23 protein-coding genes and 1 pseudogene are annotated in these 22,580 nt (G+C 42.2%); 13 read left to right on the top strand and 11 right to left on the bottom strand.

What is annotated here, in order from left to right; genetic code table 11:
• Window positions 1–117 precede the first annotated feature (117 nt).
• Complete coding sequence (locus tag ACK8P5_RS19520) at window positions 118–1,914, top strand: S9 family peptidase (protein ID WP_422657916.1); 1,797 nt, start codon at window positions 118–120, stop codon at window positions 1,912–1,914.
• Window positions 1,915–2,016: 102 nt separating this feature from the next.
• Here ACK8P5_RS19520 and ACK8P5_RS19515 read toward each other — a convergent pair whose 3' ends face one another.
• Window positions 2,017–2,991 carry a cation diffusion facilitator family transporter gene (locus ACK8P5_RS19515; protein WP_422657915.1) on the bottom strand — a complete coding sequence of 325 codons (975 nt, stop codon included), beginning with the start codon at window positions 2,989–2,991 and terminating at the stop codon, window positions 2,017–2,019.
• A 216-nt stretch (window positions 2,992–3,207) separates the two neighbouring features.
• On the opposite strand from ACK8P5_RS19515, the gene ACK8P5_RS19510 reads away from it, so the two are divergent.
• The 4 genes from ACK8P5_RS19510 to ACK8P5_RS19495 all read left to right on the top strand — a co-directional run bounded on the left by ACK8P5_RS19510 (window position 3,208) and on the right by ACK8P5_RS19495 (window position 6,924).
• Window positions 3,208–3,381, top strand: coding sequence for a GapA-binding peptide SR1P (locus ACK8P5_RS19510; protein ID WP_422657914.1), 174 nt, complete (start codon window positions 3,208–3,210; stop codon window positions 3,379–3,381).
• 286 nt (window positions 3,382–3,667) lie between these two features.
• On the top strand, window positions 3,668–4,345 hold the full coding sequence (locus tag ACK8P5_RS19505) for a Na-translocating system protein MpsC family protein (protein ID WP_422657913.1): 678 nt from the start codon (window positions 3,668–3,670) through the stop codon (window positions 4,343–4,345).
• Between the two features lie 136 nt (window positions 4,346–4,481).
• Window positions 4,482–4,880: a response regulator gene (locus ACK8P5_RS19500; RefSeq protein WP_422657912.1), complete on the top strand. Its 399-nt coding sequence runs from the start codon at window positions 4,482–4,484 to the stop codon at window positions 4,878–4,880.
• A gap of 157 nt (window positions 4,881–5,037) precedes the next feature.
• Window positions 5,038–6,924, top strand: a complete 1,887-nt coding sequence (locus ACK8P5_RS19495) for a PAS domain S-box protein (protein WP_422657911.1) — start codon at window positions 5,038–5,040, stop codon at window positions 6,922–6,924.
• Window positions 6,925–6,998: 74 nt separating this feature from the next.
• Here the strand turns inward: ACK8P5_RS19495 and ACK8P5_RS19490 are convergent, their stop codons facing one another.
• Window positions 6,999–7,859, bottom strand: coding sequence for a DegV family protein (locus tag ACK8P5_RS19490; RefSeq protein WP_422657910.1), 861 nt, complete (start codon window positions 7,857–7,859; stop codon window positions 6,999–7,001).
• Window positions 7,860–8,004: 145 nt separating this feature from the next.
• Complete coding sequence (locus ACK8P5_RS19485) at window positions 8,005–8,925, bottom strand: DnaJ domain-containing protein (RefSeq protein ID WP_422657909.1); 921 nt, start codon at window positions 8,923–8,925, stop codon at window positions 8,005–8,007.
• 212 nt (window positions 8,926–9,137) lie between these two features.
• Between ACK8P5_RS19485 and ACK8P5_RS19480 the strand changes: the two genes are divergently transcribed.
• The gene (locus ACK8P5_RS19480) at window positions 9,138–9,734 is read left to right on the top strand and encodes a YitT family protein (RefSeq protein WP_422657908.1); all 597 of its coding nucleotides are present in this window, start codon (window positions 9,138–9,140) and stop codon (window positions 9,732–9,734) included.
• Window positions 9,735–9,845: 111 nt separating this feature from the next.
• Here ACK8P5_RS19480 and ACK8P5_RS19475 read toward each other — a convergent pair whose 3' ends face one another.
• Both ACK8P5_RS19475 and ACK8P5_RS19470 read right to left on the bottom strand, forming a co-directional pair.
• A complete protein-coding gene (locus ACK8P5_RS19475) occupies window positions 9,846–10,529 on the bottom strand; it encodes a bifunctional 2-keto-4-hydroxyglutarate aldolase/2-keto-3-deoxy-6-phosphogluconate aldolase (RefSeq protein ID WP_422657907.1) in 684 nt (227 codons plus the stop codon).
• Window positions 10,530–10,548: 19 nt separating this feature from the next.
• Window positions 10,549–11,514 (bottom strand): sugar kinase, encoded by a 966-nt coding sequence (locus tag ACK8P5_RS19470; protein ID WP_422657906.1) that lies wholly within the window; start codon window positions 11,512–11,514, stop codon window positions 10,549–10,551.
• Between the two features lie 213 nt (window positions 11,515–11,727).
• Between ACK8P5_RS19470 and ACK8P5_RS19465 the strand changes: the two genes are divergently transcribed.
• Window positions 11,728–12,597 carry a DUF421 domain-containing protein gene (locus ACK8P5_RS19465; protein ID WP_422657905.1) on the top strand — a complete coding sequence of 290 codons (870 nt, stop codon included), beginning with the start codon at window positions 11,728–11,730 and terminating at the stop codon, window positions 12,595–12,597.
• Window positions 12,598–12,771: 174 nt separating this feature from the next.
• Here ACK8P5_RS19465 and ACK8P5_RS19460 read toward each other — a convergent pair whose 3' ends face one another.
• Entirely contained in the window at window positions 12,772–12,855 is an 84-nt protein-coding gene (locus ACK8P5_RS19460; protein WP_379249454.1) for a putative holin-like toxin, read from the bottom strand.
• A gap of 272 nt (window positions 12,856–13,127) precedes the next feature.
• Here ACK8P5_RS19460 and ACK8P5_RS19455 point away from each other — a divergent pair, with 272 nt between their 5' ends.
• Window positions 13,128–14,294 (top strand): GntR family transcriptional regulator, encoded by a 1,167-nt coding sequence (locus ACK8P5_RS19455; RefSeq protein ID WP_422657904.1) that lies wholly within the window; start codon window positions 13,128–13,130, stop codon window positions 14,292–14,294.
• Window positions 14,295–14,383: 89 nt separating this feature from the next.
• A complete protein-coding gene (locus ACK8P5_RS19450) occupies window positions 14,384–15,454 on the top strand; it encodes a copper amine oxidase N-terminal domain-containing protein (protein ID WP_422657903.1) in 1,071 nt (356 codons plus the stop codon).
• Here ACK8P5_RS19450 and ACK8P5_RS19445 read toward each other — a convergent pair.
• The 5 genes and pseudogenes from ACK8P5_RS19445 to ACK8P5_RS19425 form a co-directional block, all read right to left on the bottom strand.
• Entirely contained in the window at window positions 15,451–16,551 is a 1,101-nt protein-coding gene (locus tag ACK8P5_RS19445) for a GerAB/ArcD/ProY family transporter (protein ID WP_422657902.1), read from the bottom strand. The genes ACK8P5_RS19450 and ACK8P5_RS19445 overlap by 4 nt on opposite strands.
• A 31-nt stretch (window positions 16,552–16,582) precedes the next feature.
• Window positions 16,583–16,774, bottom strand: a complete 192-nt coding sequence (locus tag ACK8P5_RS19440) for a hypothetical protein (protein ID WP_422657901.1) — start codon at window positions 16,772–16,774, stop codon at window positions 16,583–16,585.
• Window positions 16,775–16,811: 37 nt separating this feature from the next.
• Window positions 16,812–17,957, bottom strand: coding sequence for a Ger(x)C family spore germination protein (locus ACK8P5_RS19435; RefSeq protein ID WP_422657900.1), 1,146 nt, complete (start codon window positions 17,955–17,957; stop codon window positions 16,812–16,814).
• Window positions 17,954–18,781 (bottom strand): annotated as a pseudogene (locus tag ACK8P5_RS19430) (spore germination protein); the annotation flags it as partial. The pseudogene ACK8P5_RS19430 and the gene ACK8P5_RS19435, both read right to left, overlap by 4 nt.
• A gap of 100 nt (window positions 18,782–18,881) precedes the next feature.
• Window positions 18,882–19,403: a DUF2062 domain-containing protein gene (locus ACK8P5_RS19425; protein WP_422657899.1), complete on the bottom strand. Its 522-nt coding sequence runs from the start codon at window positions 19,401–19,403 to the stop codon at window positions 18,882–18,884.
• A gap of 204 nt (window positions 19,404–19,607) precedes the next feature.
• On the opposite strand from ACK8P5_RS19425, the gene ACK8P5_RS19420 reads away from it, so the two are divergent.
• The 4 genes from ACK8P5_RS19420 to fabV all read left to right on the top strand — a co-directional run bounded on the left by ACK8P5_RS19420 (window position 19,608) and on the right by fabV (window position 22,532).
• On the top strand, window positions 19,608–19,970 hold the full coding sequence (locus tag ACK8P5_RS19420; RefSeq protein WP_422657898.1) for a PadR family transcriptional regulator: 363 nt from the start codon (window positions 19,608–19,610) through the stop codon (window positions 19,968–19,970).
• Complete coding sequence (locus ACK8P5_RS19415) at window positions 19,954–20,637, top strand: permease prefix domain 1-containing protein (RefSeq protein WP_422657897.1); 684 nt, start codon at window positions 19,954–19,956, stop codon at window positions 20,635–20,637. The genes ACK8P5_RS19420 and ACK8P5_RS19415 overlap by 17 nt, the downstream gene beginning before the upstream one ends.
• Window positions 20,630–21,220 (top strand): DUF4825 domain-containing protein, encoded by a 591-nt coding sequence (locus ACK8P5_RS19410; RefSeq protein WP_422657896.1) that lies wholly within the window; start codon window positions 20,630–20,632, stop codon window positions 21,218–21,220. The genes ACK8P5_RS19415 and ACK8P5_RS19410 overlap by 8 nt, the downstream gene beginning before the upstream one ends.
• Before the next feature lie 121 nt (window positions 21,221–21,341).
• Complete coding sequence (gene fabV / locus ACK8P5_RS19405; RefSeq protein ID WP_422657895.1) at window positions 21,342–22,532, top strand: enoyl-ACP reductase FabV; 1,191 nt, start codon at window positions 21,342–21,344, stop codon at window positions 22,530–22,532.
• Window positions 22,533–22,580 lie beyond the last annotated feature (48 nt).

The following is a 22,580-nucleotide window of genomic DNA, read 5'->3' as shown; positions in this document are numbered from 1 at the left end:
TGGCATACACCCCTGGTTTGATTTATTTACCAATCGAATACGATATAATTAGATTTATGCAGGGGGAGAGTCTATTTACCTGTAAAATCATATGTTTTGGATAGGGGAGGCAATGCAATGATTCAATTTCCTAAGCCGGATGTGGAGCAATTTTTTCAAACGTACATTATTCGTTCTTTTGGGGTGGATATGGATGAGTCACGGTTGGTCTTCAGCAGCAACTTGAATGGTAAGTTTAACTTATGGGCTATGGATTTGAACAAGGAAACATCATTTCCATATCCTCTTACCTATAACGACCAGATCAGCAGCTTTATTAAGCTGGACCCAGAAGGAAGACACATATTAACGGCATTTGACCGTGATGGTAATGAGAACTACCAATTCCATGCACTGCGTTGGAACGGTGGAGACCCAATGCCCTTATTTGAATCTGCTTCTTCAGAGGATAAGCATTATTTTGTACAACTATCCGAAGATGGAAAGCGTCTGTATTACAGCACCTCCAAGGATAATCCTTCCTTTATGAATTCACATGTGTATGACCTAGAGTCGAAGCAGGATAAGCTTTTGATTGAAGGGAAGGATACGACAACCGAATTGGCTGCAGTGAGTCCAGATGAGGACAGTTTGGTGTATACAAAAGTATATGCTAATACATATTTCTTAAGTTTTGTACGACGTGAAGGTATGGAAGATCAATGCCTGACTCCTTCTCCGGAACAAGTTCATATTGCCGGTGATGTTATTTTTCTCGACAACGATACGCTGTTGTTCGCGACTAACTTTGATTCGGAGTTCACGTATATTGCGCAATACGACATACCTAATCAAGCATTCAAGCCACTGTGTCATATTGAACAAGAGAGTATCAGTCTGATGCGATATCATAAAGAATCGCGTACAGTTTACGTAGTGACCGAAAAGGGGGTTGAGGATAAGCTTTATCGATATTCACTTGATAGTGAAGAACTTATGTCGATTCCGCTTCCATCCGATATTGTAGAGCAACTAACGGTAGCAAAATCGGGTAACCTGTATGTTCTGGCCCGCGGAGCAGTAAAGCCGCATAATATCTATCGCTATCAAGATGGGACATGGAGTATGCTAACCCGAAACGTCATGACAGGGTTGTCTGAGGATGACCTTGTATCTCCGGACGTTATTACATACCCATCGTTTGATGGTATGGAGATTGAAGCGCTTCTATACCGTGCCAAAGAGGACCTAGCGAATGGCTATACAGTATTCTGGCCACACGGCGGACCACAAGCGGCTGAACGCAAGCAATTTCGTGCCATGTTTCAATATATTACTGCGCAGGGCTACAATATTTTCTGTCCGAACTTCCGTGGTAGCACCGGTTATGGCAGTTCTTTCGTGAAGTTAGTTGAGCAAGACTGGGGCGAGGGTCCGCGTAAGGATTGTTTGGCTGGGATGGATTGGTTATTCGAGCAGGGGATATCAAGCCGTGAGAAATTGTTTGTTATGGGTGGCAGTTATGGTGGGTATATGACGCTCCTGCTTGCAGGGCGTAATCCTGAGTACTTCCTTGCGGCCATTGATATTGTTGGTGTAAGCAATCTATTTACATTTAATAATTCGGTACCTGAGCACTGGAAGCCGATCATGGAGCGCTGGCTGGGGGACCCCGAGCGGGACCGTGAACGATTTATTAAGGATTCACCGATTACGTATCTGGATAACATGGTTAACCCGATGCTCATTATTCAAGGGGCGAATGATCCCCGTGTTGTGAAGGAAGAATCGGATCAGATCGTTGAAGCCTTGCGTGCAAAAGGACGCGATGTGGAGTATTTGGTATTCGAGGATGAAGGTCACGGCATTACGAAAAAAGCCAATGAGAAAGTTGCCTATGCCCGTATGGTAGAGTTTCTTAACCGCTGTAAATAGCACATAACCTTTAATTCTGAACTTATAAAACAGGAAATGAAAAACGGCAGGTCAGAGCTTTCCTCTGAACCTGCCGTTTATTGTTATCTATAAACTCAGTCATTATGACTCTATATCATAATTTGGATTCCAGAGCTTAATTCCATCATCTTCAAGAATGCCTAGAACGACGTCTGCGATATCTGGATCTTTAAGTAACAGGGCATTAATTCTAGTCTTAGTACGGCCTGCTTCTGCTAAGGTCATTCCAGTGCGCAGTTCAATGTATGCTTCCACATGATAGGTTCTGCCCTCTTGTAAAATCCGCAGACGATTGATATCGCGTACATCAGGATCCGATAAGAGGGTCTGAGATATTTTCTCTTCCACATCTTTCGGAGCAGCAACTCCAATTAGACCTACCATGTTATCGTAACCTACCTTAAAAGCTACACCAATCATGAGGAGTCCGATAAGAATCGTAGCTATTCCATCGAGAAGAGTGAAGTCAAGGAAATGAGCAAAAATGATAGCAACTAGCGCAAACAAGGCACCTAATGTAGCTACAATGTCTTCGTAAAACACGAGTCGGGTAGGAGGAGCGGCCCGGCCTGCATTCTTAAAAGCAGCTGGAATCATCCCAAATCCATGGGCTTTCACCCGCGTTTCTTTTAGAATTTCTTTCATGGCTTTCATGAGTATTGACCCATCGATGAGGATGGCGATCAACAATACAACAAAGTTAAGCCAGAAGTTGGTTGATTCCTCAGGGTGCTTCAGAAGCTTGAAGCCCTTCAAGATTGTTTCATAGGCCATGACAGTGACGACAATAACGGCCACCATACAGACAAGGTTAATGACTCGGCCGAATCCGGAGGGGAATTTCTTGGTTGGCTTCTTCTCGGCAAGAACACTTCCGATGAATACAAAAGCTTGATTGACAGCATCGGCCACGGAGTGCATGGCAGAGGCAAACATAGTACCGCTGCCACTGAGTGAAGCGGCCACCCCTTTAATGATCGCAAGACCGGTATTACCTAAAGCAGCGATTCCTGACGAGGTGTTACCTTTTTTAATAAGCTGTAACAAATTGTTCAAGCAGTACCCTCCATCTTTTTTATGAATTATATGTCCTATAATTTGCTATATTAACACAATTTTTTTAAGTTAAATCATTTGTTCATAAGTTTATTTTTTTGACAATACACTAAGAAGAACAGGGCCTGAAATTGGCTGCATAATACGCTGACAGGAAGACCCTGTAAGTCGGTTGTCTATGGTATTCAAAAGCACCTAACCCTGAGGAGGAATAACATGAAAACGCTAACAAGCATGATGGCGGGGAATGTGGACAAAAGCAAGGATATGGGGCTGATCATATGCTCTGGCTGTAACGAGTTGATCGATACTTTGCCGACCGACGGTGTAAAGATTATCCATAGTCATTGTGGCAGGGAAGAGTGCAGGGGAGTTTGTTCTGAGGATTAGTAAGCGTGGAGATGTAAATTATACAGCTTTCTCTTAAGCGAGGTCCGATTAAGGGCCTCGCTTTTTGGAAGAAAATACTTGATTGTGATTCTGCAGCAAGGCTCTATAAGGACTATGGGAATACACATTTATACAATTTATGTTCTCCTTTGTTTTATTCAGGTTGTATTCTATTAAAAAAAGGTTACAATAATAGAATAAGTATCGATCTATATTATTCTAATGGATCGAATGTACAATGGTTCTTCGTCAAAAGGTAATGATTCTGTCGGTAGGAAGTGAAATCTTGTTTACGCAAGCTCAGATTAATCAGGTATCCAGCTTCACGGGGAAGCTGCTTCGAGATCGTTTTGGTAAAGGCCCCGAATCAGTGTATGTATCGATTGGCGAAAGAGGCATTACACTGCACATCCGCAATTTTATCGGACCTGTTGAGAAGTTTCTTTTGAGTAAGGAAGAAGAACAGGCACTCCGTTACACTCGCGAACTGTTAATGAAATCCCTTCTGCCAGAATTGACTATCTACTTGAAGAATGAGATAGGTCTGGATGTAGATGAGATGTTCTATGATTGGGGCTTACATAACGCCACAGGCATCATTGTTGGACTATTTCAAAATGCTATTCAAGTTTCCAATTATTACGAAGGACAAGCCGAGGTTCACAAACAAATCGCCCTTCTTACTGCCAAGGTACAGAAGGAGCCCGAACGGATTGATTCATGGTGGATTAATTCTCGAACATTAATCGTGGTTCGTGAAGGTCTGTTGATTCTACTAGAGAAGGAATTAATCGGGCTTGGATATGAGAATGTACTGAAGACCACAAAGCGTAAGCTTGAGAAGAGGGTATTCGGACAGGATAATCGTATCGGAGAATTGTTTGGTAAAGAACTCGCGGATGTTTATGTTGATTGGGATCTAGAACGGGATAAAGGGATTGTCGCTTATATTTTCCATTCCTGAGTTAAATGTTCCTATACAAATTTATATTTGGTGGTAATGAACTAGACATCCTCATATGCGGATGAGCTAGGCATAAGCCAAAAAGGAGCCTTTGTGCTTCTTTTTGGCTTTTTTGTGTTTAAGGAGGATTGATCCATTGGCTTCTATAGTGTTATGTATTGAGGATAATGATTTAAATATGCTCGTAATGAAGCATGTGGTGAAAAGACTTCATGATGTGGTCCTTCGTGAAGCTGTAAATGCGGAGGAGGGCTTGGAAATTGCGTTGAATGAAGATGTTGATCTCGTCATTATGGATATTCAACTTCCTGGGATGAACGGTTATGAAGCCCTTCAGCGTTTGAAGGAGCATGAAAAGACTTCTCACATTCCGGTGATCGCATTGAGTTCATTTGCTGAGAAGGTAGACATCGAAAGAGGACTCGAAGCAGGTTTTACGGAATACGTAACAAAACCTATCCGGGTAGGACACTTTCTCCAGATCGTAGAGCGTCTACTTATGAGTACTGGGGGAGTAATGCTCGACCAAGAGTGATAATTATTTTTTAAAGAGTGGTTTAACACCGCTCTTTTTGTTTTTTTAGCAATCCTCTAGTTAATCCATGCGCTAATGTTGAGTAAATATGTTATATTCTCTTTGGACCCATAAAGAGAGGAATGAAGCTGTATTGAGCGACCATCAAACTCATATCATGGAGCAGTTAATTTCGGAAGGCAGCGCATACCGATCATTATACGAGAATCATCCAGATGCGATATATATCATGAATACACAAGGTGTGTATGTGGACGCTAATCGGTCAACCGAGCGAATTACAGGTTATAACAAGGAAGAGTTATTTAGTTTACCGAAAAATGCGTTGTTTTGTGAAGAAGGTCTAAAAAATCGAAGCAGTTACATGGACCAAGCGTTATCTGGAACATCACAGAATTTCGAAATTCAGTTTAGACATAAGAATGGAGACATACGTGATGCTCGTATTACCTATGTCCCGATCAAGATTGAGGAAGAGATTGTAGGTATATATGGGATTGCTCAAGACATTACAGAACAAATTATAGCTAGAAGTAAACTAGAGGAAAGCGAACAGCGTTATAAGTCGCTCTTTAAATATAACCCCTCAAGTGTATATTCCCTGGATCTCGAAGGTAACTATCTGTCTGTAAATGATCAATTAACCGTATTAACAGGCTATACCAAGGAGGAACTGTTAACTGGCTCTTTTCATGAGAAACTTATGCCTGAAGAGTTAGGAAATACGATCAAGCACTTTGAACTCGCCAAGCAGGGATTACTTCAATACTTTGAGAGCAGTGTACTGCGTAAGGATGGGGAAGAACGTCGTGTTCATATTACGAATGTTCCGATTATTATAAAGGGGCAGATCGTAGGTGTGTATGGAATTGCACGAGATATAACGGACGAAAAATTGTATATTGAACAAATTAAGAAGTTGAGCAGTCAGCATAGCTTGATCTTAAATTCGGTTTCGGAAGGGATTTATGGGCTGGACCGAGAGGGGAAATCCATATTTATCAATCCTGCAGGAGCGGAAATGCTCGGATATGACAAGGATGAATTTACGGGCTTGAACAGTCATGATTTCATTCATCATACCCAGGCTGACGGCTCACATCATGAGATGTCGAACTGTCCCATCTATCAGACGATTCGCGATGGTAGAAGTCGTGTCGTAAATGAGGATGTGTTCTGGAGAAAAGATGGATCAAGTTTCTTAGTTTCATACCATACGAATCCGATCATGGATCAAGGGGAAATTAAGGGAGCTGTTGTCGTTTTTAATGATATTACAACCGAGCGTGAGATTATGAGGGCAAAAGAATTAGCTGAGCGAACAGCTCAGGTCAAGTCTCAATTTCTGAGCATGATGAGTCATGAAATTCGTACTCCAATGAATGGAATGATTGGGATGACGGAGCTGCTGCTTGACAGTGACCTGAATGAGGAACAGCGAAGTTACGTTGACATTCTTAGATCGAGTTCGGAATCTCTTCTGTCTATCCTGAACGATATTCTCGACTTCAGTAAGATGGAGGCGGGTAAGATGGTATTAAAACCTGCGATGTTTGATCTTCGAGAATTGGTAAACGAGGTTATGGAATTATTCATGGGACAAGCCTCTGAGAAAGGATTGCTCTTCAAAGCAGTTGTTGAGGAGGGAGTTCCAAATCTAATCATAGCCGATCCGATTCGAGTTAAGCAGATTCTTGTGAATCTCATAGGGAATGCATTGAAATTCACCGAGCAGGGACAAGTCACTGTAACGATTACTCCCGTTGGATCAAACGATTCGGACAATCTCTCACTTGAGTTTTCCATAGCAGATACAGGAATAGGAATTCCAGCAGATAAGCTCGATGAATTATTCTTATCATTTTCCCAGCTGCACCCTGTAATTAACCGAAAATACGGTGGTACAGGCTTAGGGCTTGCCATTTGTAAACAGCTTGTTGAGCTTATGGGCAGTTCTATTTTTGTGGATAGTGTAGAAGGGGCAGGCTCAGTATTTAGATTTTTCTTACCCATTCAGACTGTACAAGATGATTGTGATGAATAAAACAATGAACGGCCATTCTGCTAGCTTTTGCTAAGACAGAATGGCCGTTCACTATAAAATCCTATTGTTCAATGCTATACATTCGGTTTCTTGGTATACATGAGTCCAACGGTATGAGGCCCACAGTGGCTGCTTATAACACAGCCCGCAGTCGAAAGACCGACTTCTCTTGCTCCTGTCTTTTCTTGAAGGGCCTTTTGAAGGAAGCGTGCCTCCGATTCAGCCATAGCATGTACAACGATAATGAGATCATTATCCATATCCTTGACCTTGTCGAGTGCATTGCTTAACATTTGTTCAAGTGCTTTTTCTTTCTTTCCACGAACCTTATAAGCAGGTGTCATGCTACCGTTCACAACTTTAATGACAGGCCTGATTTTGAGCAAGCTACCGATCAGGTTTTGCATCCCAGAACAGCGCCCACCTTTGTATAAATAATCAAGCGTATCAATAACAAATTCGGATTCAACTTGGCCTGTGTATTTGTTCAGCAAATCTACGATTTGTGGAATGGAGGAGCCCTCATTAGCCGCATGGACTGCTTTCATAACAAGGAGTCCAATACCGCAGGAGAGATTCCTCGAATCGACTACAGTGACGCGCCCTGGCGGCATCTCATCCGCAGCAATCAAGGCATTTTGATATGTAGAGGACAGCTCAGAAGAAAGGCTGATATATAATATATCGTCACCCTGTTCAATCGATGGTGTAAATGCAGCGATAAAATCAGAAGGCGACGGAGCAGCAGTCTTTGGAAGACTTCCCGTTTCTTCGACTTTAGCGTACAACTCGACAGGTGTGATATCAATTCCATCACGAAGTGAATCTTCCCCAAAAACAACATATAATGGTATGATGCCAATGTCGTGTTTTTCAATCCACGTGGACGGTAAGTCACAAGTGCTGTCAGCGAATATTTTTATTTTTCCAGACATGAACATCTCCCTTTAACTCAATCAAATTCCTTTTATTATAGCAAGGTTAAGCCTGATTTCAAAGGCTGGAAACGCCGGAATTGAAAAGCTCCTTCAGAGGGTATGCATTCTTCCCTCAAGAAAGGAGCTTTTGACATTAATTGTGTTATTTATTTGTTTTGGAAGCTTCCAAGTAGTGTTTGATAAACGCTAACGCGTTAGCTTCTTTCTCTGATCCTGCACGGACACCTGCGAACATGTCCTTTTTCGCTATAGGAAGCTCTTCTGAAAGCGGGCTGTCTATAATATTCACGGCATACACTTGTTCTGTAGGTTCTTCATCTTGTTTGGTCTTCTTCAGCAGATCGGGAGTAACTAGTGACTTCAGCTCCCCCTCAAGTTCAGGCTCAAGGCTTCGTATCATCCCTTGGTTACCAACCCAGTCAAATGCGCCCTGATCCATAATATATAAGTCCGGTCGTTCGGTGGCAAGTACGAGCATAGCTTTCTGAAGAAGAGCGGCATCGTTCGGATTGCCGGAATCAATTTCTGGAACGTAAGTTACATTGATCTCAACTCGTTTCCAATCTGGGAACTGTGCCAAAATCGCATCTTCAATTGGCTTGTAATTTTGACTTCCATCCGGGGTGATATAGCTACCTAAGAACATGACCGATAGATCTACAGGTGGTAGCTTAGCAAGGCGTTCCTGCTCTGCCCGATGATCGAAAATACTAATGATGATATAGATGATAATGCCGATGAGGGCAAGTCCACCCAGAACATGGTATCTATAGTAGCGGAAAAAATGTTCTGTCTTCTCCGCTGCGCCGGCCATACCTTTAAATTTACCGTATTTTTGACGACTCAATTCTTCCAGGGATTTGCGTTTCTCCTCTTCCAAAATAAAATTGTAAGCTTTCGTAACTTCCGCAAAACGTTCTTCCACTTCATCTGACTTATCCGGATTCCGCCGTTGCTCTGAACGGGTCTGGCGCATGAGCAGGGTGTATCGGTCATCCAGCTCTTCTGAGGTTGCTGTTTCTGGAAGTCCAAGCTTCTCATACGCCTCTTTCATTTGATCCATGAATAGTTCACCTCTTCTATACTGTGAGAGTTTCCTAGTTACCAGTATATAGTGTAATGGCCTCTTGATACAAACGATATAACTTTGCAGAGTGGTAGATTTTACTGATGGTAAATATTTGTTATTTTTTAGAAAAAAATATCTAACATGGAGTAAAACTTTTCTTCTGACAAGCATATGAATAAACATTCCTATGTTTGGAGCTGTTCTATATGCAGACCTTAATCAAGTATATCGTTATTGTTCTTGGGAGTTTTCTGATCGCCGCAGGGACAAACTTCTTCCTTGTACCACACAAGATACTCGATGGGGGTGTAATTGGCATTGCGCTGATTACCAATTATATGTTGGATGTACATATTGGTTTTGTTATTATATTGTGCAGCATCCCAATGTTCATGGCCGCATGGCTGTTAAACCGAGAGATTTTCTATAACAGCTTGACGGGAATGCTAATTTCATCGTTTGTCATTGATCTGTTATCGCCCTTACAATCATTTTTTCAGCAAAATGTTTCGATCGGAGCTATTCCCAGCGCTTCAGTCGGAGGGCTACTCATCGGGGCGGGGCTCGGAATCATGCTTCGGTTTGAGACAAGCACGGGTGGAACAGATTTGCTTGCACACTTTCTCTCGAGGCGAATTCCTTTGAATGTGGGTGTCATTATTCTATTAATGGATGCAGTTATTATCGGAGTTGGTGGTTTATTACTGTCAGGTGAAACCTTTATTTTATCCATATTTACCATTGTATCTGGCGGGTTCACCACAGGTATGTGCACACAGCGACGTTGGGCTAGGAAGAAGTGAAGAAGAGAAGAAGAGAAGAAGAGAAGCATACTTTAATTAGTACGTATAAACAGAAGAAGTAAGGCCGCCAGGGATTATCCTTGAGCGGCCTTCTGTAGGTAAGACAGTATGCTATACATGCTGGATAATGGTTTGACGTTTCGCATCTTGAAAAGCTTGGACATAAGCGCTTGCCTTCTCAGCAATTAATTGATAATTCCCTGTTTTGACCGCTTCTTTCGTTAGATCAGAGCCTATGCCAACGGCAAAAGCACCCGCAAGTATCCATTCAGCTAGATTATCCAGGCTGACACCGCCTGTTGGCATAATGTTTGCTTGAGGCAATGGTCCACGCAGAGAAGGAATGACAGATGGAGAATAGAGATTGCCGGGGAATAGTTTTACGACATCAACACCAAGCTCCAGTGATGCCACGATATCATGCACAGTGACTGCACCGGGCATAACAGGAATTCGGTAACGGTTACAGAGCATAATGGTTTCGCTATTAAATCCTGGAGATACAACAAATTCAGCACCTGCTAGAATCGTAAGTCTTGCTGTTTCGGGATCAAGAACGGTACCAGCTCCAATAATAGCGTAATTATCTGTAAGTGGATCGGCAGAGGAATAAGCTTTAGATAATTCCGTGATGGCCTCTGTCGCAAAAGGAACCGTCATGGTGATCTCCATAACTTTGATTCCACCCTCAATTGCCTTCTTAGCCATGCGTACTACTTCTTCTGGTGAATCAGCGCGAAGCACGGCAACAACACCTGCATCATGAATTTGTTGTAGCAACCTCATTTTTTTCATCGTTTACACTCCTTTTCGATTATCGTTCGATGTGTGTTCTATTACCGCGGCGAATCTCGACTTCCTCCCATGTGGGAAGCGCTTCCCAATCGCCAATGGCTTCAATTACCATGGACCCTGTTAAGCCTCCAAGTCGAATGGCTTTCTCAAGGGAATACCCCTTGGATATACCAGCCAGGAAACCGGCACAAAATCCATCACCTGCGCCAACCGGGTCCACAACCTCATCGACCTGCTCGAACGGAACTTTGATAAGTTGGTCTTTTTCCACAAGGACGTTGTTTCCATGAAAACTTTTAATAACACATTTGGCATTAAGCTTACGCAGTTCTTGAATGATTACATTCTCGTCATCCGTTTGGTATAGGAGCTTGCATTCATCATAGCCTGGCATGAAATAATCGCAAGCTTCAGCGAGCTCCAATAGAACAGGGCGAGCTTGTTCAATATTCCAGAGTTTCAGTCGAAGATTGGGATCAAAGCTGATCTGTACATCATTCTCTTTGCATATGGAGATCACGTGTTGGATGGTCTTAAGACAGTTCGAACTTAAGGCAGCTGTAATCCCAGTAAAATGAACGATTCTCGCCTGAGCGATATAATCTGTATCAATCAGTTCGGGAGTCATTTTGCTTGCAGCTGAACCTGCACGGTAATAATAAACAGATGATTTTCCTCTGACCGATTCACGAAGCATAAGACCGGTTGGCCCAGATTCGGAATACCTTACTCTAGAGACATCAACACCTTCTCCGCGAAGCGCTTTCACAATTCCTTGTGCCATTGGATCTTTACCAAGCTGTCCAAACCATCCGGAAGTACACTCAAGTCTAGCTAAGCCAATCGCAAGATTACTTTCTGCTCCGCCGAATGATTGAGCCATCGTGCCACCTTGTCCAATACCATGCGGGCCATCTGGATATAAGAGTCCCATGGATTCACCAAAAGTGATGACATCAAAAGGACGACGCATTTCAGTGGTCATATACAGGCTGCCTCCTTGTTCGAATTCCTTTTTATGTAACACTTTACCTTGAAAGATAAAAATACTCAATTAGAATTAAGCGCTTTCTTGTAAAGTGGATTCTAGTATTGTGAATATCCAGTCTCATGAGAGAAAAATCTCAGGGTTTAGAAAAAAAGTATCTTACCCATAATAATTTGATGTAGAAGATACTGAGGGGGAGGCATTGTAATCATGCAGGAATGGCTAGAAGTTTTACTTCGGACATTATGTGCCGCTGTCGTTTTGTTCTTATTAACAAAATTGTTAGGTAAACGACAAGTCTCGCAATTGTCGTTCTTCGAGTACCTCACGGGTATTACGATCGGTAGTATTGCTGCATCCTTATCGCTTGATTTAGAGGCTAATTGGTATTTAGGGTTGATAGCCCTAGCGGTTTGGGTAGCTTTCTCACTACTTATTGAGCTGTTGCAAATTAAAAGTAAGAGGCTGAGGGATTTTATCGATTTCAAAGCAACAACGGTGATAAAAGAAGGAAAAGTATTAGAAGGAAACTTGAAAAAAGAGCGTCTGACTTCGGACGAGCTAATGGAACAATTGCGTAAGAAAAGTATTTTTGATTTAGCTGATGTGGAATTTGCAATTATGGAATCCAGTGGCGAAGTTAACGTTATGCTTGTAAGTGAGAAACAACCGCTGACACCTAAACACCTTGGATTACAGCCTGGAAGCATTAAGGAGCCTCACGAAGTCATTATGGACGGAGAGGTAATGGAAGAACCTCTACGTTTATCTGGTAAAAGTGCGGCATGGTTGAAACGAGAGCTGAATAAGAATAATGTCAAACAAGAAGAAGTGTATCTTGCACAGGTGGATACTAGTGGTGAACTTAAACTGGACTTGTATGATGATCAGATCAGTTTGCCCCAAGTAAGGCAGAAGGCTGCTCTGTTCGCTAATCTTAAAAAGTGTGAAGCTGACTTGGAGATGTTCGGCATTTCAGCTCCTACGAAAGAGTCGAAAGAGCTTTATACGAATACGGCCAATCGGTTAAATCAGCTGTTAGCAGAGATTAAACCTCTGCTTCAACAAAAAAAGAAATAAGGACAGTTATATTTGCTTTTTTCGGGGAATAGGATATTTTTGTGTACCGATTCATCGCTAAAGGAGCCGGTGGCAGCCGACTCCCTGAACAACAGCCAGATGTGTGCGGGGCGGTTATAGTTAACATGCTTCAATTAACGGATAAGAAATAGATACATTCTTAAAGGGAAGGTTCTATTTCTTATTGTGAAAAGCAAGCATCGACACGACCAAGGTGGCGAACGAAATCATTAACGTTAACGCTTCATTCACGCCCATGGATTTCACCTCCTGTTCTACCGCCCCCTACTAGCTGGTCTATTGTAATATATAATATGCCAATTGCTTACAAAAAAAGAACTGATTATGGGAAGCGCTTTCACAATATATTCAAAAAAAATTAATGATATCGTCATATTCAGCATACATTAGACAGATTTAAGCGATCTTTAAATAAAGAAGCTTGTATCCTTGATCTGGGGACAGGTTTCTTTTGCATGTGATAAAATAGATATCGCTGATACGGAGAGGAAGGCAGGCAGGAATACCAGATGAATAATATATCGGGGAAGTTATTTGAACAACTGAAGGGCCAGGTGCTTGGCATCATTTTGGAGCGTGGGTTAAAGCCACATGATCCTTTACCATCTGAAGGAGAACTTGCGAATCGATTTGGCGTGAGCCGTATGACAGGTAAGCTTGCGCTTCAGGCACTTCAAGATGAGGGAATTGTGTATCGTCTTCCTAGGAGAGGTACATTTCTGGCAGACGTGGATTTGGATGAATTAAAGCAATCAGCAGGTATGAATCATTCGTACGAAGCAAAACAACCACGCCGTGCAGGGCATTACATTGCATTGATTGTGCCTGTTATTGATGATTATGTTGGCAGCATTATTACCTCTGTTGAACAAGCTGCTAAAGAACAAGGGTATGAAATCGTTATTAAGGTTACTGGAGATGTAGCTGCAGAAGCCGAAGCGGTTCGTAGTCTTTCGCACCAGAGTGATATTGTGGGTATTCTGTTGTTTCCAGTCGATCGGAAAATTTGTGGAGATCACCTTCTTCGATTAAAACTATTGAAATACCCCGTTGTTATACTTGACCGTCAATTTAATGAGGTTGGGTTCGACAGTTTAAGCCATGATCATTATAGCGGAGCTTATGAGATGACTGCACAATTACTTCGAACGGGGCATAGAGAGATTGGGTTTATGACGAGTGAAATGAATATGGCGAAGAGTAGAGAGGAACGGTACCAAGGGTATATTGACGCACTGCTAGATTGGAAAATGGATATACAAACTGATCGACTTCTGTTTTTGGAGAAACATGAGAGTGGTGAAAAGGGCGTATCAGTCAAACAGCAAGCCATTCAATCCTTTCTAACTGCGAATGGTAAGCTGACAGCCGTGTTTTGCTCAGATGATTTCTTGGCGATGTTAACGATGAAAACAGCACTAGTGCTGGGATATAAAGTGCCTGAAAGATTATCGATTGCTGGTTTCTCCAACCACAAGGTGCTTGAGTATGCTCCTATTCGTATGACGACTGTTATGCAGACGATGAATGACTTTGGTAGTTCAGCGGTTCGATTGCTAATGAATCGAGTGGACCATCCTTCTAGCGATCCGGTATCGATTAAATTGGGAACTAAATTGATCACCAGAGATTCAACCATTTCTAAAATAGAGAATAGTGATAATCATTTAATTTGAAAAAATGACCATTTCTTATCCCTTTTTCCTAGTAGATCAGCTATGATAGAGTAAATAACTAGGTCTTTTTATGAAGGGAATTTATATATATGAAAAAAATACTAAGCTCTTTCATAGCCGCAGTCTTAATATCAACGGCTATTTACATACCTAACCATTCATCGGCAGCCTCATCTGAGGTGTTGTCCGTTCAATTAGACAAACGACTCTTAGATTTGGATACAAACGCTGTTATGAAGAATGAGTCTCCATACGTACCCATCTATATGACAAGATCTTGGTCGGACGTGAGGCTGCATTGGAATCAAGAGACCAAAACGGTTACAGTCACAGTCGATGGACAATCCTACAAAATTGTTCGTGGAAGCAGAACAGTTAAAATGGGTGAAAAGACCATTACACTAGACGCAGCTGCGTACATTGATAATGGACGTGTCATGATTCCTGCATCGTTGTTACAGCAAATGACAGGAGTAGGTATCCAGTATAACGAGAAATATCGCTCTCTTACGATAAATTCTAAGGGAAGAAGTCCTATAGCAGTGTCAGATACTCATCCGGATGTTAAGATCTTTGGCGAGAACATAGAAGGTGACGTTTATAAAGGACTGGTGCTCGAAATTGCTGGTAAGCGTCATCATTTTGATTGGGAAACTCCACTTGGCTGGAAAGAAGTACCTGAACTGATTGTGAGCGACTTGAATGAGGATGGCAAGTCAGAAGTTGTTGTGTTACTGAATCAAGGTTCTGGAACTGGCATTCATGCACAAGATATACATCTGATCAGCATGAGCGATTTTAAAGAAATACCTATTGAAGCCCAAGAAGAGACGATTAAGAACTGGGTATCGACAGAGTTGAAGAAGGATGGAGATCTCCTTCAGGCTTCCATCCTTCTTCATGATAAGGGGGATGATGTCATCCTCCGTATCCCGGACATGGGCTTTGTAGATCAATCCGAAATCGGCTTTGGAGGCGTTGTTTATCATAGAGTTGAGAATAACAAGCTGATTGCTCGATTGGGTGGTGCCTTTTATTTCAGTATGTATCTTGGTGACTTAGAGATCACTTATACCTTTGAAGAGGGGCGGTATGTGGCTGAAAAGTTGAAATTCACCCCTTTTGATGAATACATGCCTTATGTGCAGAAACAGAATTAAGAACGACGATTTCTTTGTTGTTTCTCTTTAGAACGGAACAGCGTGACGATCCAGTACATGACCGGAATACACTCGACGATGACCCAAAATACAGCAGTGGATAGAAGTCCTACATTCTGCTGATAGGAGGTTGGGTCTCGTGAGAATTGATAGGCAGATACAGTAGCAGAGCCCCCCATTAATGTAACAAGAGTTAATTGCATTCTTTGTGTGCGTAGCAGTTTCCCAAAGCAACGAGCAGCAATATGGATCAGAAAAGCGCTGTGAATAAACATCGAACTGGACCATAGACCGATAATAAGCGGATCTATATTTCCTAGCACACCAGTAACGGAGCTTCTAAGCAGTTCAATTAAGGGAAACTGCATCAGCTTCCCGAGATGGGGGCCGAAATTTAAGAAGGTTAGCGTCCATTGCAAAGTGATTGCAATCGTAACAAGTAAACCAGCGCAAAATAGATTTCTCATCGTTCTCCATCCGATCTGAATATATGGAGCAATGAATAGAAAAACAATCCACTCACCCAAGTAAGACAAGACAATAACAGTGTCTTTAGCTAATGTTCCATAATTGCGGTGTGTGAAGAATCCTGGAACCATATGTAAATCAGCATCTTTAGCAAATGAACTGATGGTTAGCACCAGCGCTGCAACAGTGAAGAAAAATAAGCCGTCTGAAAGATAGACTAATGTCTTGAATCCCCATCGAGCTGTAAAAATGATCACAATTCCGAGTATGATTTGAATAAACCATTGTGGCGTTTCTCTCATGTAGTTGGAGCCGTAGAACAAGGTGAAGCTTTGAATATCGATAGAGGCATAGGTGACAGCCCAAAATGATAAAAGGAGAAGCACAAGGGAATGAATCCACTTGCCGACAATCTGCTCTCCGAAATCGATCCAGGCTCTCTCACGATCCCACATCCCTAAACGAATGGTGCACCAAAGGATGAACGTACTCAAGAGACTGCCTAAAAGTATAGCTGCCCATCCTAGATACATTGAACTTCCAAGTAAGATGGGGATGAGATACGCTGATGGCTGAGAATTAAGATAAATGAAGGCAAAGCGAAATGTTTGCCAAGGTGTTTTAATCATGATGTCCTTCATCCTTCCATCGAGATCGGCTTTATTGGATCCAGCCTAGAGCCATATTAATGATGACAAATGGATCTGCCCACCACAAAATAAAGTTGGCGCTCACATTCCACGCGGCGATCAGGAGGATGAGGAGGAGCCCTCCCCATTTCTCTACTTTTGATTTGGATTTAATAAGAAACCAATCGAACAGAGCGATACATACAAATAACAGAGCCAGCATGTCGTATGCCTCCTTAAAGCAAACGGTGTTCTTAAACTTATAATGCGGAAGACTCTGATGTGCGGACCATTACGTTAACCTTCACGTCGAATTCCGCAACATCCCGGTAGTGCTCTCCCCAGTTTGGGCGTAACTTGTCCCATGCGTTCGGATATTTAGCTTCGAGTATATTCCCGAACTGCATAACATCTGTTCCTAATTTTTGTGTTGTTTGCAGGGTATTGTTTAAATCGTTACGAATAAGCTCTTCTAATTCATTGATGATAATTTGATTGACTTCCAGTGGACTACGCTTCTTGGCATCCTTGAGTAGAATCATATCGCCCATGCCGGATAGTTTCACTTTGAAAAGAGGGCCTGAACTTGTCATATACGCTTCTTTAGTTGCTTTTGGATTGATAAAAATAACACTAGCTTTGCTTCTTCCCTCGTCCCAAGTTACCGTATATATGGGCTTACGAATCTGAGACATCGCCCAAGCTAGTGCTTTTGATTCTACTTGTTGAATGGCTCCTTTCATCTGGTCTCCTCGAAAAAGTGCTGCTCCTTCGATACCAACCCAGTGCTCTAATTGTTCTTTTTCACTAATCATTGGTTTCAGATGACTATTCAGATAAGTGAGTGCAAATCCTTGGCCTCCGAGTTCCCCAATTAAACAATCTTTAGCTGTTGTTGCCAGAATATTGCTTAGGATCTCAAATCGCATCAACACAAAAGAAGGCATTTGCTCGTAAACGGGAGCTAGTTTTGTGATCTCTTTAGCCTTTCCAGCAGCGGCTAGGATGAATGTGCTTAGGTTTAGGGATGGCTCTCGCATAATCCAGTCTAGGATGTCCCGGATACCAGTCTCCGCATACTCTCTGCCGACGACAATGGCACGTGTGTGACTAAAATCCAGTTGTCTTGTGGTATCTCGCTGGATCGCATTTATTGTATCTGGAATGGAAGATCCCGTCTTATTTATCATGGCATATGGATTCCCCTGACCACCACCCCCGCCTTTTCCGGATATGGATCGGTTAGGTAAGGGAGAACTGATCGTAATTTCGACAGTATCCGGTTGGTCGCCTTGATCAACATATAATGCGAAAACAAACAATTGTTCATTGATCTCCACCCTGGACCAGCACCCTGTTAGCAGCAGTAAGGGGAGGATCATTTTGCAGAGCTTTAGAACGTTCATTTATGGGATTGTCTCCTTTTGTTTTTAGAAGCGTAGCTGCTTGGGCGCTTTTTCATTAAGTTTGATGGAGCACGAACCAACATATCCTTCCAGTCGGATAGCACGAGTGGTGCGAGTGGCTGCATATAAGGTGTGCCGAACGTATGCAGGGACGTCAGATGGCCATATATGAGAAAAGTTGCTGCGAGTACCCCAAGCAGGCCCGTTGTCCCCCCGATAATGAGAAGAGGGAATCTTAACAGTCGAAACGTGAGACCCAGTTCATAATGGGGAACAATGTAAGCTGCAATCCCGGTTATAGAAACAACGATAACCATTGGGGTTGATACAATACCTGCTTCCACGGCAGCTTGCCCGATCACGATCGCACCAATGATGGAGATGGTCTGACCCACAGGTTTAGGAATTCTTGTTCCTGCTTCCCGAAGCGCTTCGAAGGTAAGCTCCATGATAAGCGCTTCGGTTAAAGCGGAGAAGGGGATATTCTCACGAGCTGACGCAATCGTAATCAGCAGATCTGTCGGAATGATTTCTTGCTGAAAGGTAGTGATAGCCACGTATAGTGAAGGAAGCATTAAAGAGACTAAAGAGAACACAAATCGGACAATCCGAATCCAACTAGCGGAGTAGAAGCTTTGATAGTAATCTTCTGAGGATTGCAGCAGTGAGAAGATGGATACAGGAACTAGTAAAGCTGAGGGAGTTCCGTCAAGCATAATACCAATACGCCCTTCTAAGAGGGAAGCTGCAACCGCATCTGGTCGCTCTGTATATTGAAATTGTGGGAAAGGTGTTCGTCGTGTGGCTTTCATCTGTTCAGCCAGATGAAAGTGAAAAATTACCTATTACGGGGACAATAAAGAAGAGGCAAACTGCTTATGGATGCAGCTTGCCTCTTATATGGAAGCGAGTTAGAGCGTCTACCTATAAAATACGCTTTTTTCTGGCTTTTTTTAATTTGGTGAGAAGTGGCTTTCGGTACTGGGACAGTAAATAACGAACAACAAAATAAAGTATAAAGGAAAAAATAATACTGTTAACAGCAGATCCAATCAAGAAGTTTACGCCCATATCCCCTAGTTTGCTGAAGTAGCTGGCAAGAACAGAATAATCCCGATCTGGAACGGGAGCCGTTATAACATCTTTAAGCTCGATTGGGGGTGGTGTAGAGAAAATATGACTGATCATGTAACCAACCTTATAGTTGATAAAGAATAGTAACGGCCAGAGAAAGGAACCCATTGATGCTGCTAATATGGCTGCGACCATATTCCCACTGACAACTCGGCTGAGTGCGATGGCGATAATAATATCAACGCCAAAAGTAGGGTACCAGCATGGAAAGAATCCTGATGAGAATCCTAGCGCAATCCGGTGGTCGCTGTTTTGCATACGAAGTAACGTCAGGATGTAATATTTAAGTGTTCTAAAAATTCTCCGAAGCAAGCGATTTCCTCCAGAAATGCAAAATGGTAAATATAAAAAAAATAACGGATAAATAGTAGTTATTAGTCAAATGGAATTTGTCCTAATAAATAGTATAAAGGATCATTTGAACAAAATATATATGTCATTAATATTACTTTGACACACATAGTTATATGTGTTAGATTGTACTCACCCTATTTTGAGGGAGGGAATTTAATAACAATGGATTCATTACATAATAGCGATCTTGTTCGGGGTAACATTGATACGTTTATCTTGCGGGTGCTTAAGGATGCAGACAATTACGGTTACCAGATTATAAAGGAAATTTCGATTCGTAGTGGAAATCGCTTCGAGTTGAAGGAGCCTACCTTGTATTCAAGTCTGAGAAGATTGGAGAAACAGGGACTTATTACATCATATTGGGGCGAAGAGACCCAAGGGGGACGAAGGAAATATTACACGTTAACATCTGAAGGGAAAGATCGTTTTTTTCAGAATAGGGAAGAATGGAAGGCGGCACGGGAAATCATCGACGTATTGATTGGCTTTGAAAGGGGAGTACATGATGAGAAGCAAAAATGATCTTGAATTATTTGTAGACCGATTGTTTGCTAATCACCGGAAGACTAAAGCCGTGATCGATCTCCGGAATGAAGTGCTTAGCAATCTGGAAGCTAAAGTTACCGATTATATGCAGAACGGAATGGAATATCAGCAGGCGGTATGTATAGCTATTGAGGATATTGAAGCGATAGACAATCTGATTGATGATCATTTAACTATATATATGAACCGCTATCGTTATGATGTTGCGCAGAGCACATTATTATATACATTACTAGCCTGGATCTTCACGATTCCATTGCGACTTATGCCTGTAGGCATGCTTGCGAATAATGTACTCATTTTACTTGTAGTCGCTGTAGGGATCATCTTTTTCCTTATTTCACGTATTGTTAAAGAGGATAGTAATCGCACAGGTACAATGAATGTGGTGAAAGCGAAGAAGTTAAGTGGGATCACATGGATTGTTTGGGGGATCTACGCCTCCGTCATTACAGCCTTTACACTCCTGACTCGTTTCGGAAGCGATTTGTGGTTTGGCAGAACGATTGAGATTAATGGACCGTATGCTCTCTATGTTATTGTGCTGGAGCTCGCGATTCCGCTAGTTACGGTGATCATCCCAATGGCGGCTTATAAAGCAGACAGACTGATTAAGAAACATGAGGTGACTGAGCATGAATAAAAAAAATATATGGATTCTTATCCTGCTCATCATTGGAATCAGCGGTATCGTTGCAGTGGAAGGTTATGCAAAGCCTAAGGTAAGGGAACAAGAAGCAAGATATGCTGCCGAGCAGCAAAATCCATATACTCATGATATCTCTCGAACATTACAATTTAAGAGCAAATATATGGGTGATGCCGGAAATCTGATGAATCTTAACAATTCTCTTCCGTTTAATGAATTGAATCGAACCTATCAGTTGTATCCAGATGAGTTAACTGCTGAACTTAAATTTCCGAATTCTTCTGTCTATGTGGATGCAGCGAAATTGAAGGAAATGCTCGTTTATAACACAATTGCGAACTTTGCTATGATTGATAACTTACAAGTTCTACGTTTGACCTTCGAGGACATAACCTTTACGATTCATAGAAAGGCAGTGGAGGAATGGTATGGTGGAGAGGATAGTCTGCGTCCACTGCAGAATGAGAAGCAGTGGCATGAGGTTGTACAGACTAAAATGAAGGATAATGCATACATCGAACAATTTAATGAACAATTGGTGGAGAAGAATTTTATAGAAGGAAACAAAAGGCGTTGAAGCTCAACATTATTTTTAATTTGAAACGTTTTTCGTTTTCGAAAAAAATTGTTAGAATTGATATGTCAGGGTACTATGGAATCAGAGAATATCATTTGATTTAGAGAGGAATTATTAAATAATGATTATTAAACCTAGAACACGTGGTTTTATTTGTACTACAGCTCATCCCGATGGGTGCGCACGCCAGGTGCAGCAGCAGGTAGAATATATTAAATCTAAGCCAGCCATTAAAGGACCTTCGAATGTGCTAGTTATTGGTGCTTCCACAGGGTATGGTCTCTCGGCCCGCATCGCTGCTGCGTTCGGAGCTAATGCGAATACGATTGGCGTATATCGTCCGAGTCAGGCAACGGAGAAAAGAACAGCTTCTGCTGGTTGGTATAACTCTGCTGCATTCGAGAAGGCTGCTAGAGAAGCCAATCTGAAATCATTCAGTGTAACAGGGGATGCTTTCTCTGATGAGACGAAGCAAAGAACAGTAGACCTGATTCGTCAGGAACTGGGGCAAGTAGATCTTGTTGTGTATAGTGTGGCATCTGCTCGTCGTACGAATCCAAAAACCGGCGAAGCAGTGAATTCCGTTCTTAAACCGATTGGAGAGGCATATACGAACAAAACCGTTAATTTTCATACAGGTGAAGTTACCGAAGTGACAATTGAACCTGCGAATGATCAGGAAGTGCGCGATACGGTTGAAGTCATGGGCGGCGAGGATTGGGAAATGTGGATTCAGCAGCTGCGTGATGGCGGAGTTCTAGCTGATAATGCAATTACCATTGCCTATTCCTACATTGGCTCTGAGATCACGCAAGCCATATATCGTGATGGATCCATTGGCCAAGCTAAAGATCATTTAGAGGCAACGGCACTAAGACTAAACCAGGAGCTTTCAGCAGGTGGAGGAAGTGCATATGTATCTGTAAGTAAAGCGCTCGTTACACAATCCAGCTCAGCGATTCCTGTTGTTCCGCTATACGTTTCTGCCCTTTATAAAGTCATGAAAGAGAAAGGACTTCATGAAGGTTGTATTGAGCAGACATACCGTTTGTTCGCGGATCGTCTGTATAGTGGTCAGAATACACCAGTCGATGAGAAGGGTCGTATTCGTATCGATGATTGGGAGCTTCGTCCAGATGTACAGGAAGAAGTTGAGAAGCTTTGGAAACAAGTGACGAGTGAGAACATTTATGACTTAACGGATCTAGAGGGATATCGTCGTGAATTCTTCCAGCTGTTTGGTTTTGAAACCGATGGTGTGGATTATGAAGCAGATGTGAATCCTATCGTGGAGATTCCGGAAAGTAGATAATCGCTAATCGTTGTAAAAAAGGTGTGATAAACCCTATAGTCGGGGGTA

Source organism: Paenibacillus sp. EC2-1 (assembly GCF_049311625.1).
Lineage (GTDB): Bacteria > Bacillota > Bacilli > Paenibacillales > Paenibacillaceae > Paenibacillus_AQ.
Note: the sequence above shows the minus strand (reverse complement) of the source record. Positions and strands in the feature narration are given on the sequence as shown.

Coding starts and splice junctions, on each gene's coding strand:
- ACK8P5_RS19520 (WP_422657916.1), top strand. CDS start 118: ATGATTCAATTTCCTAAGCCGGATGTGGAGCAATTTTTTCAAACGTAC.
- ACK8P5_RS19510 (WP_422657914.1), top strand. CDS start 3,208: ATGAAAACGCTAACAAGCATGATGGCGGGGAATGTGGACAAAAGCAAG.
- ACK8P5_RS19495 (WP_422657911.1), top strand. CDS start 5,038: ATGGAGCAGTTAATTTCGGAAGGCAGCGCATACCGATCATTATACGAG.
- ACK8P5_RS19490 (WP_422657910.1), bottom strand. CDS start 7,859: ATGTCTGGAAAAATAAAAATATTCGCTGACAGCACTTGTGACTTACCG.
- ACK8P5_RS19485 (WP_422657909.1), bottom strand. CDS start 8,925: ATGGATCAAATGAAAGAGGCGTATGAGAAGCTTGGACTTCCAGAAACA.
- ACK8P5_RS19480 (WP_422657908.1), top strand. CDS start 9,138: ATGCAGACCTTAATCAAGTATATCGTTATTGTTCTTGGGAGTTTTCTG.
- ACK8P5_RS19475 (WP_422657907.1), bottom strand. CDS start 10,529: ATGAAAAAAATGAGGTTGCTACAACAAATTCATGATGCAGGTGTTGTT.
- ACK8P5_RS19470 (WP_422657906.1), bottom strand. CDS start 11,514: ATGACCACTGAAATGCGTCGTCCTTTTGATGTCATCACTTTTGGTGAA.
- ACK8P5_RS19465 (WP_422657905.1), top strand. CDS start 11,728: ATGCAGGAATGGCTAGAAGTTTTACTTCGGACATTATGTGCCGCTGTC.
- ACK8P5_RS19460 (WP_379249454.1), bottom strand. CDS start 12,855: ATGGGCGTGAATGAAGCGTTAACGTTAATGATTTCGTTCGCCACCTTG.
- ACK8P5_RS19455 (WP_422657904.1), top strand. CDS start 13,128: ATGAATAATATATCGGGGAAGTTATTTGAACAACTGAAGGGCCAGGTG.
- ACK8P5_RS19450 (WP_422657903.1), top strand. CDS start 14,384: ATGAAAAAAATACTAAGCTCTTTCATAGCCGCAGTCTTAATATCAACG.
- ACK8P5_RS19445 (WP_422657902.1), bottom strand. CDS start 16,551: ATGATTAAAACACCTTGGCAAACATTTCGCTTTGCCTTCATTTATCTT.
- ACK8P5_RS19440 (WP_422657901.1), bottom strand. CDS start 16,774: ATGCTGGCTCTGTTATTTGTATGTATCGCTCTGTTCGATTGGTTTCTT.
- ACK8P5_RS19435 (WP_422657900.1), bottom strand. CDS start 17,957: ATGAACGTTCTAAAGCTCTGCAAAATGATCCTCCCCTTACTGCTGCTA.
- ACK8P5_RS19420 (WP_422657898.1), top strand. CDS start 19,608: ATGGATTCATTACATAATAGCGATCTTGTTCGGGGTAACATTGATACG.
- ACK8P5_RS19415 (WP_422657897.1), top strand. CDS start 19,954: ATGAGAAGCAAAAATGATCTTGAATTATTTGTAGACCGATTGTTTGCT.
- ACK8P5_RS19410 (WP_422657896.1), top strand. CDS start 20,630: ATGAATAAAAAAAATATATGGATTCTTATCCTGCTCATCATTGGAATC.
- fabV (WP_422657895.1), top strand. CDS start 21,342: ATGATTATTAAACCTAGAACACGTGGTTTTATTTGTACTACAGCTCAT.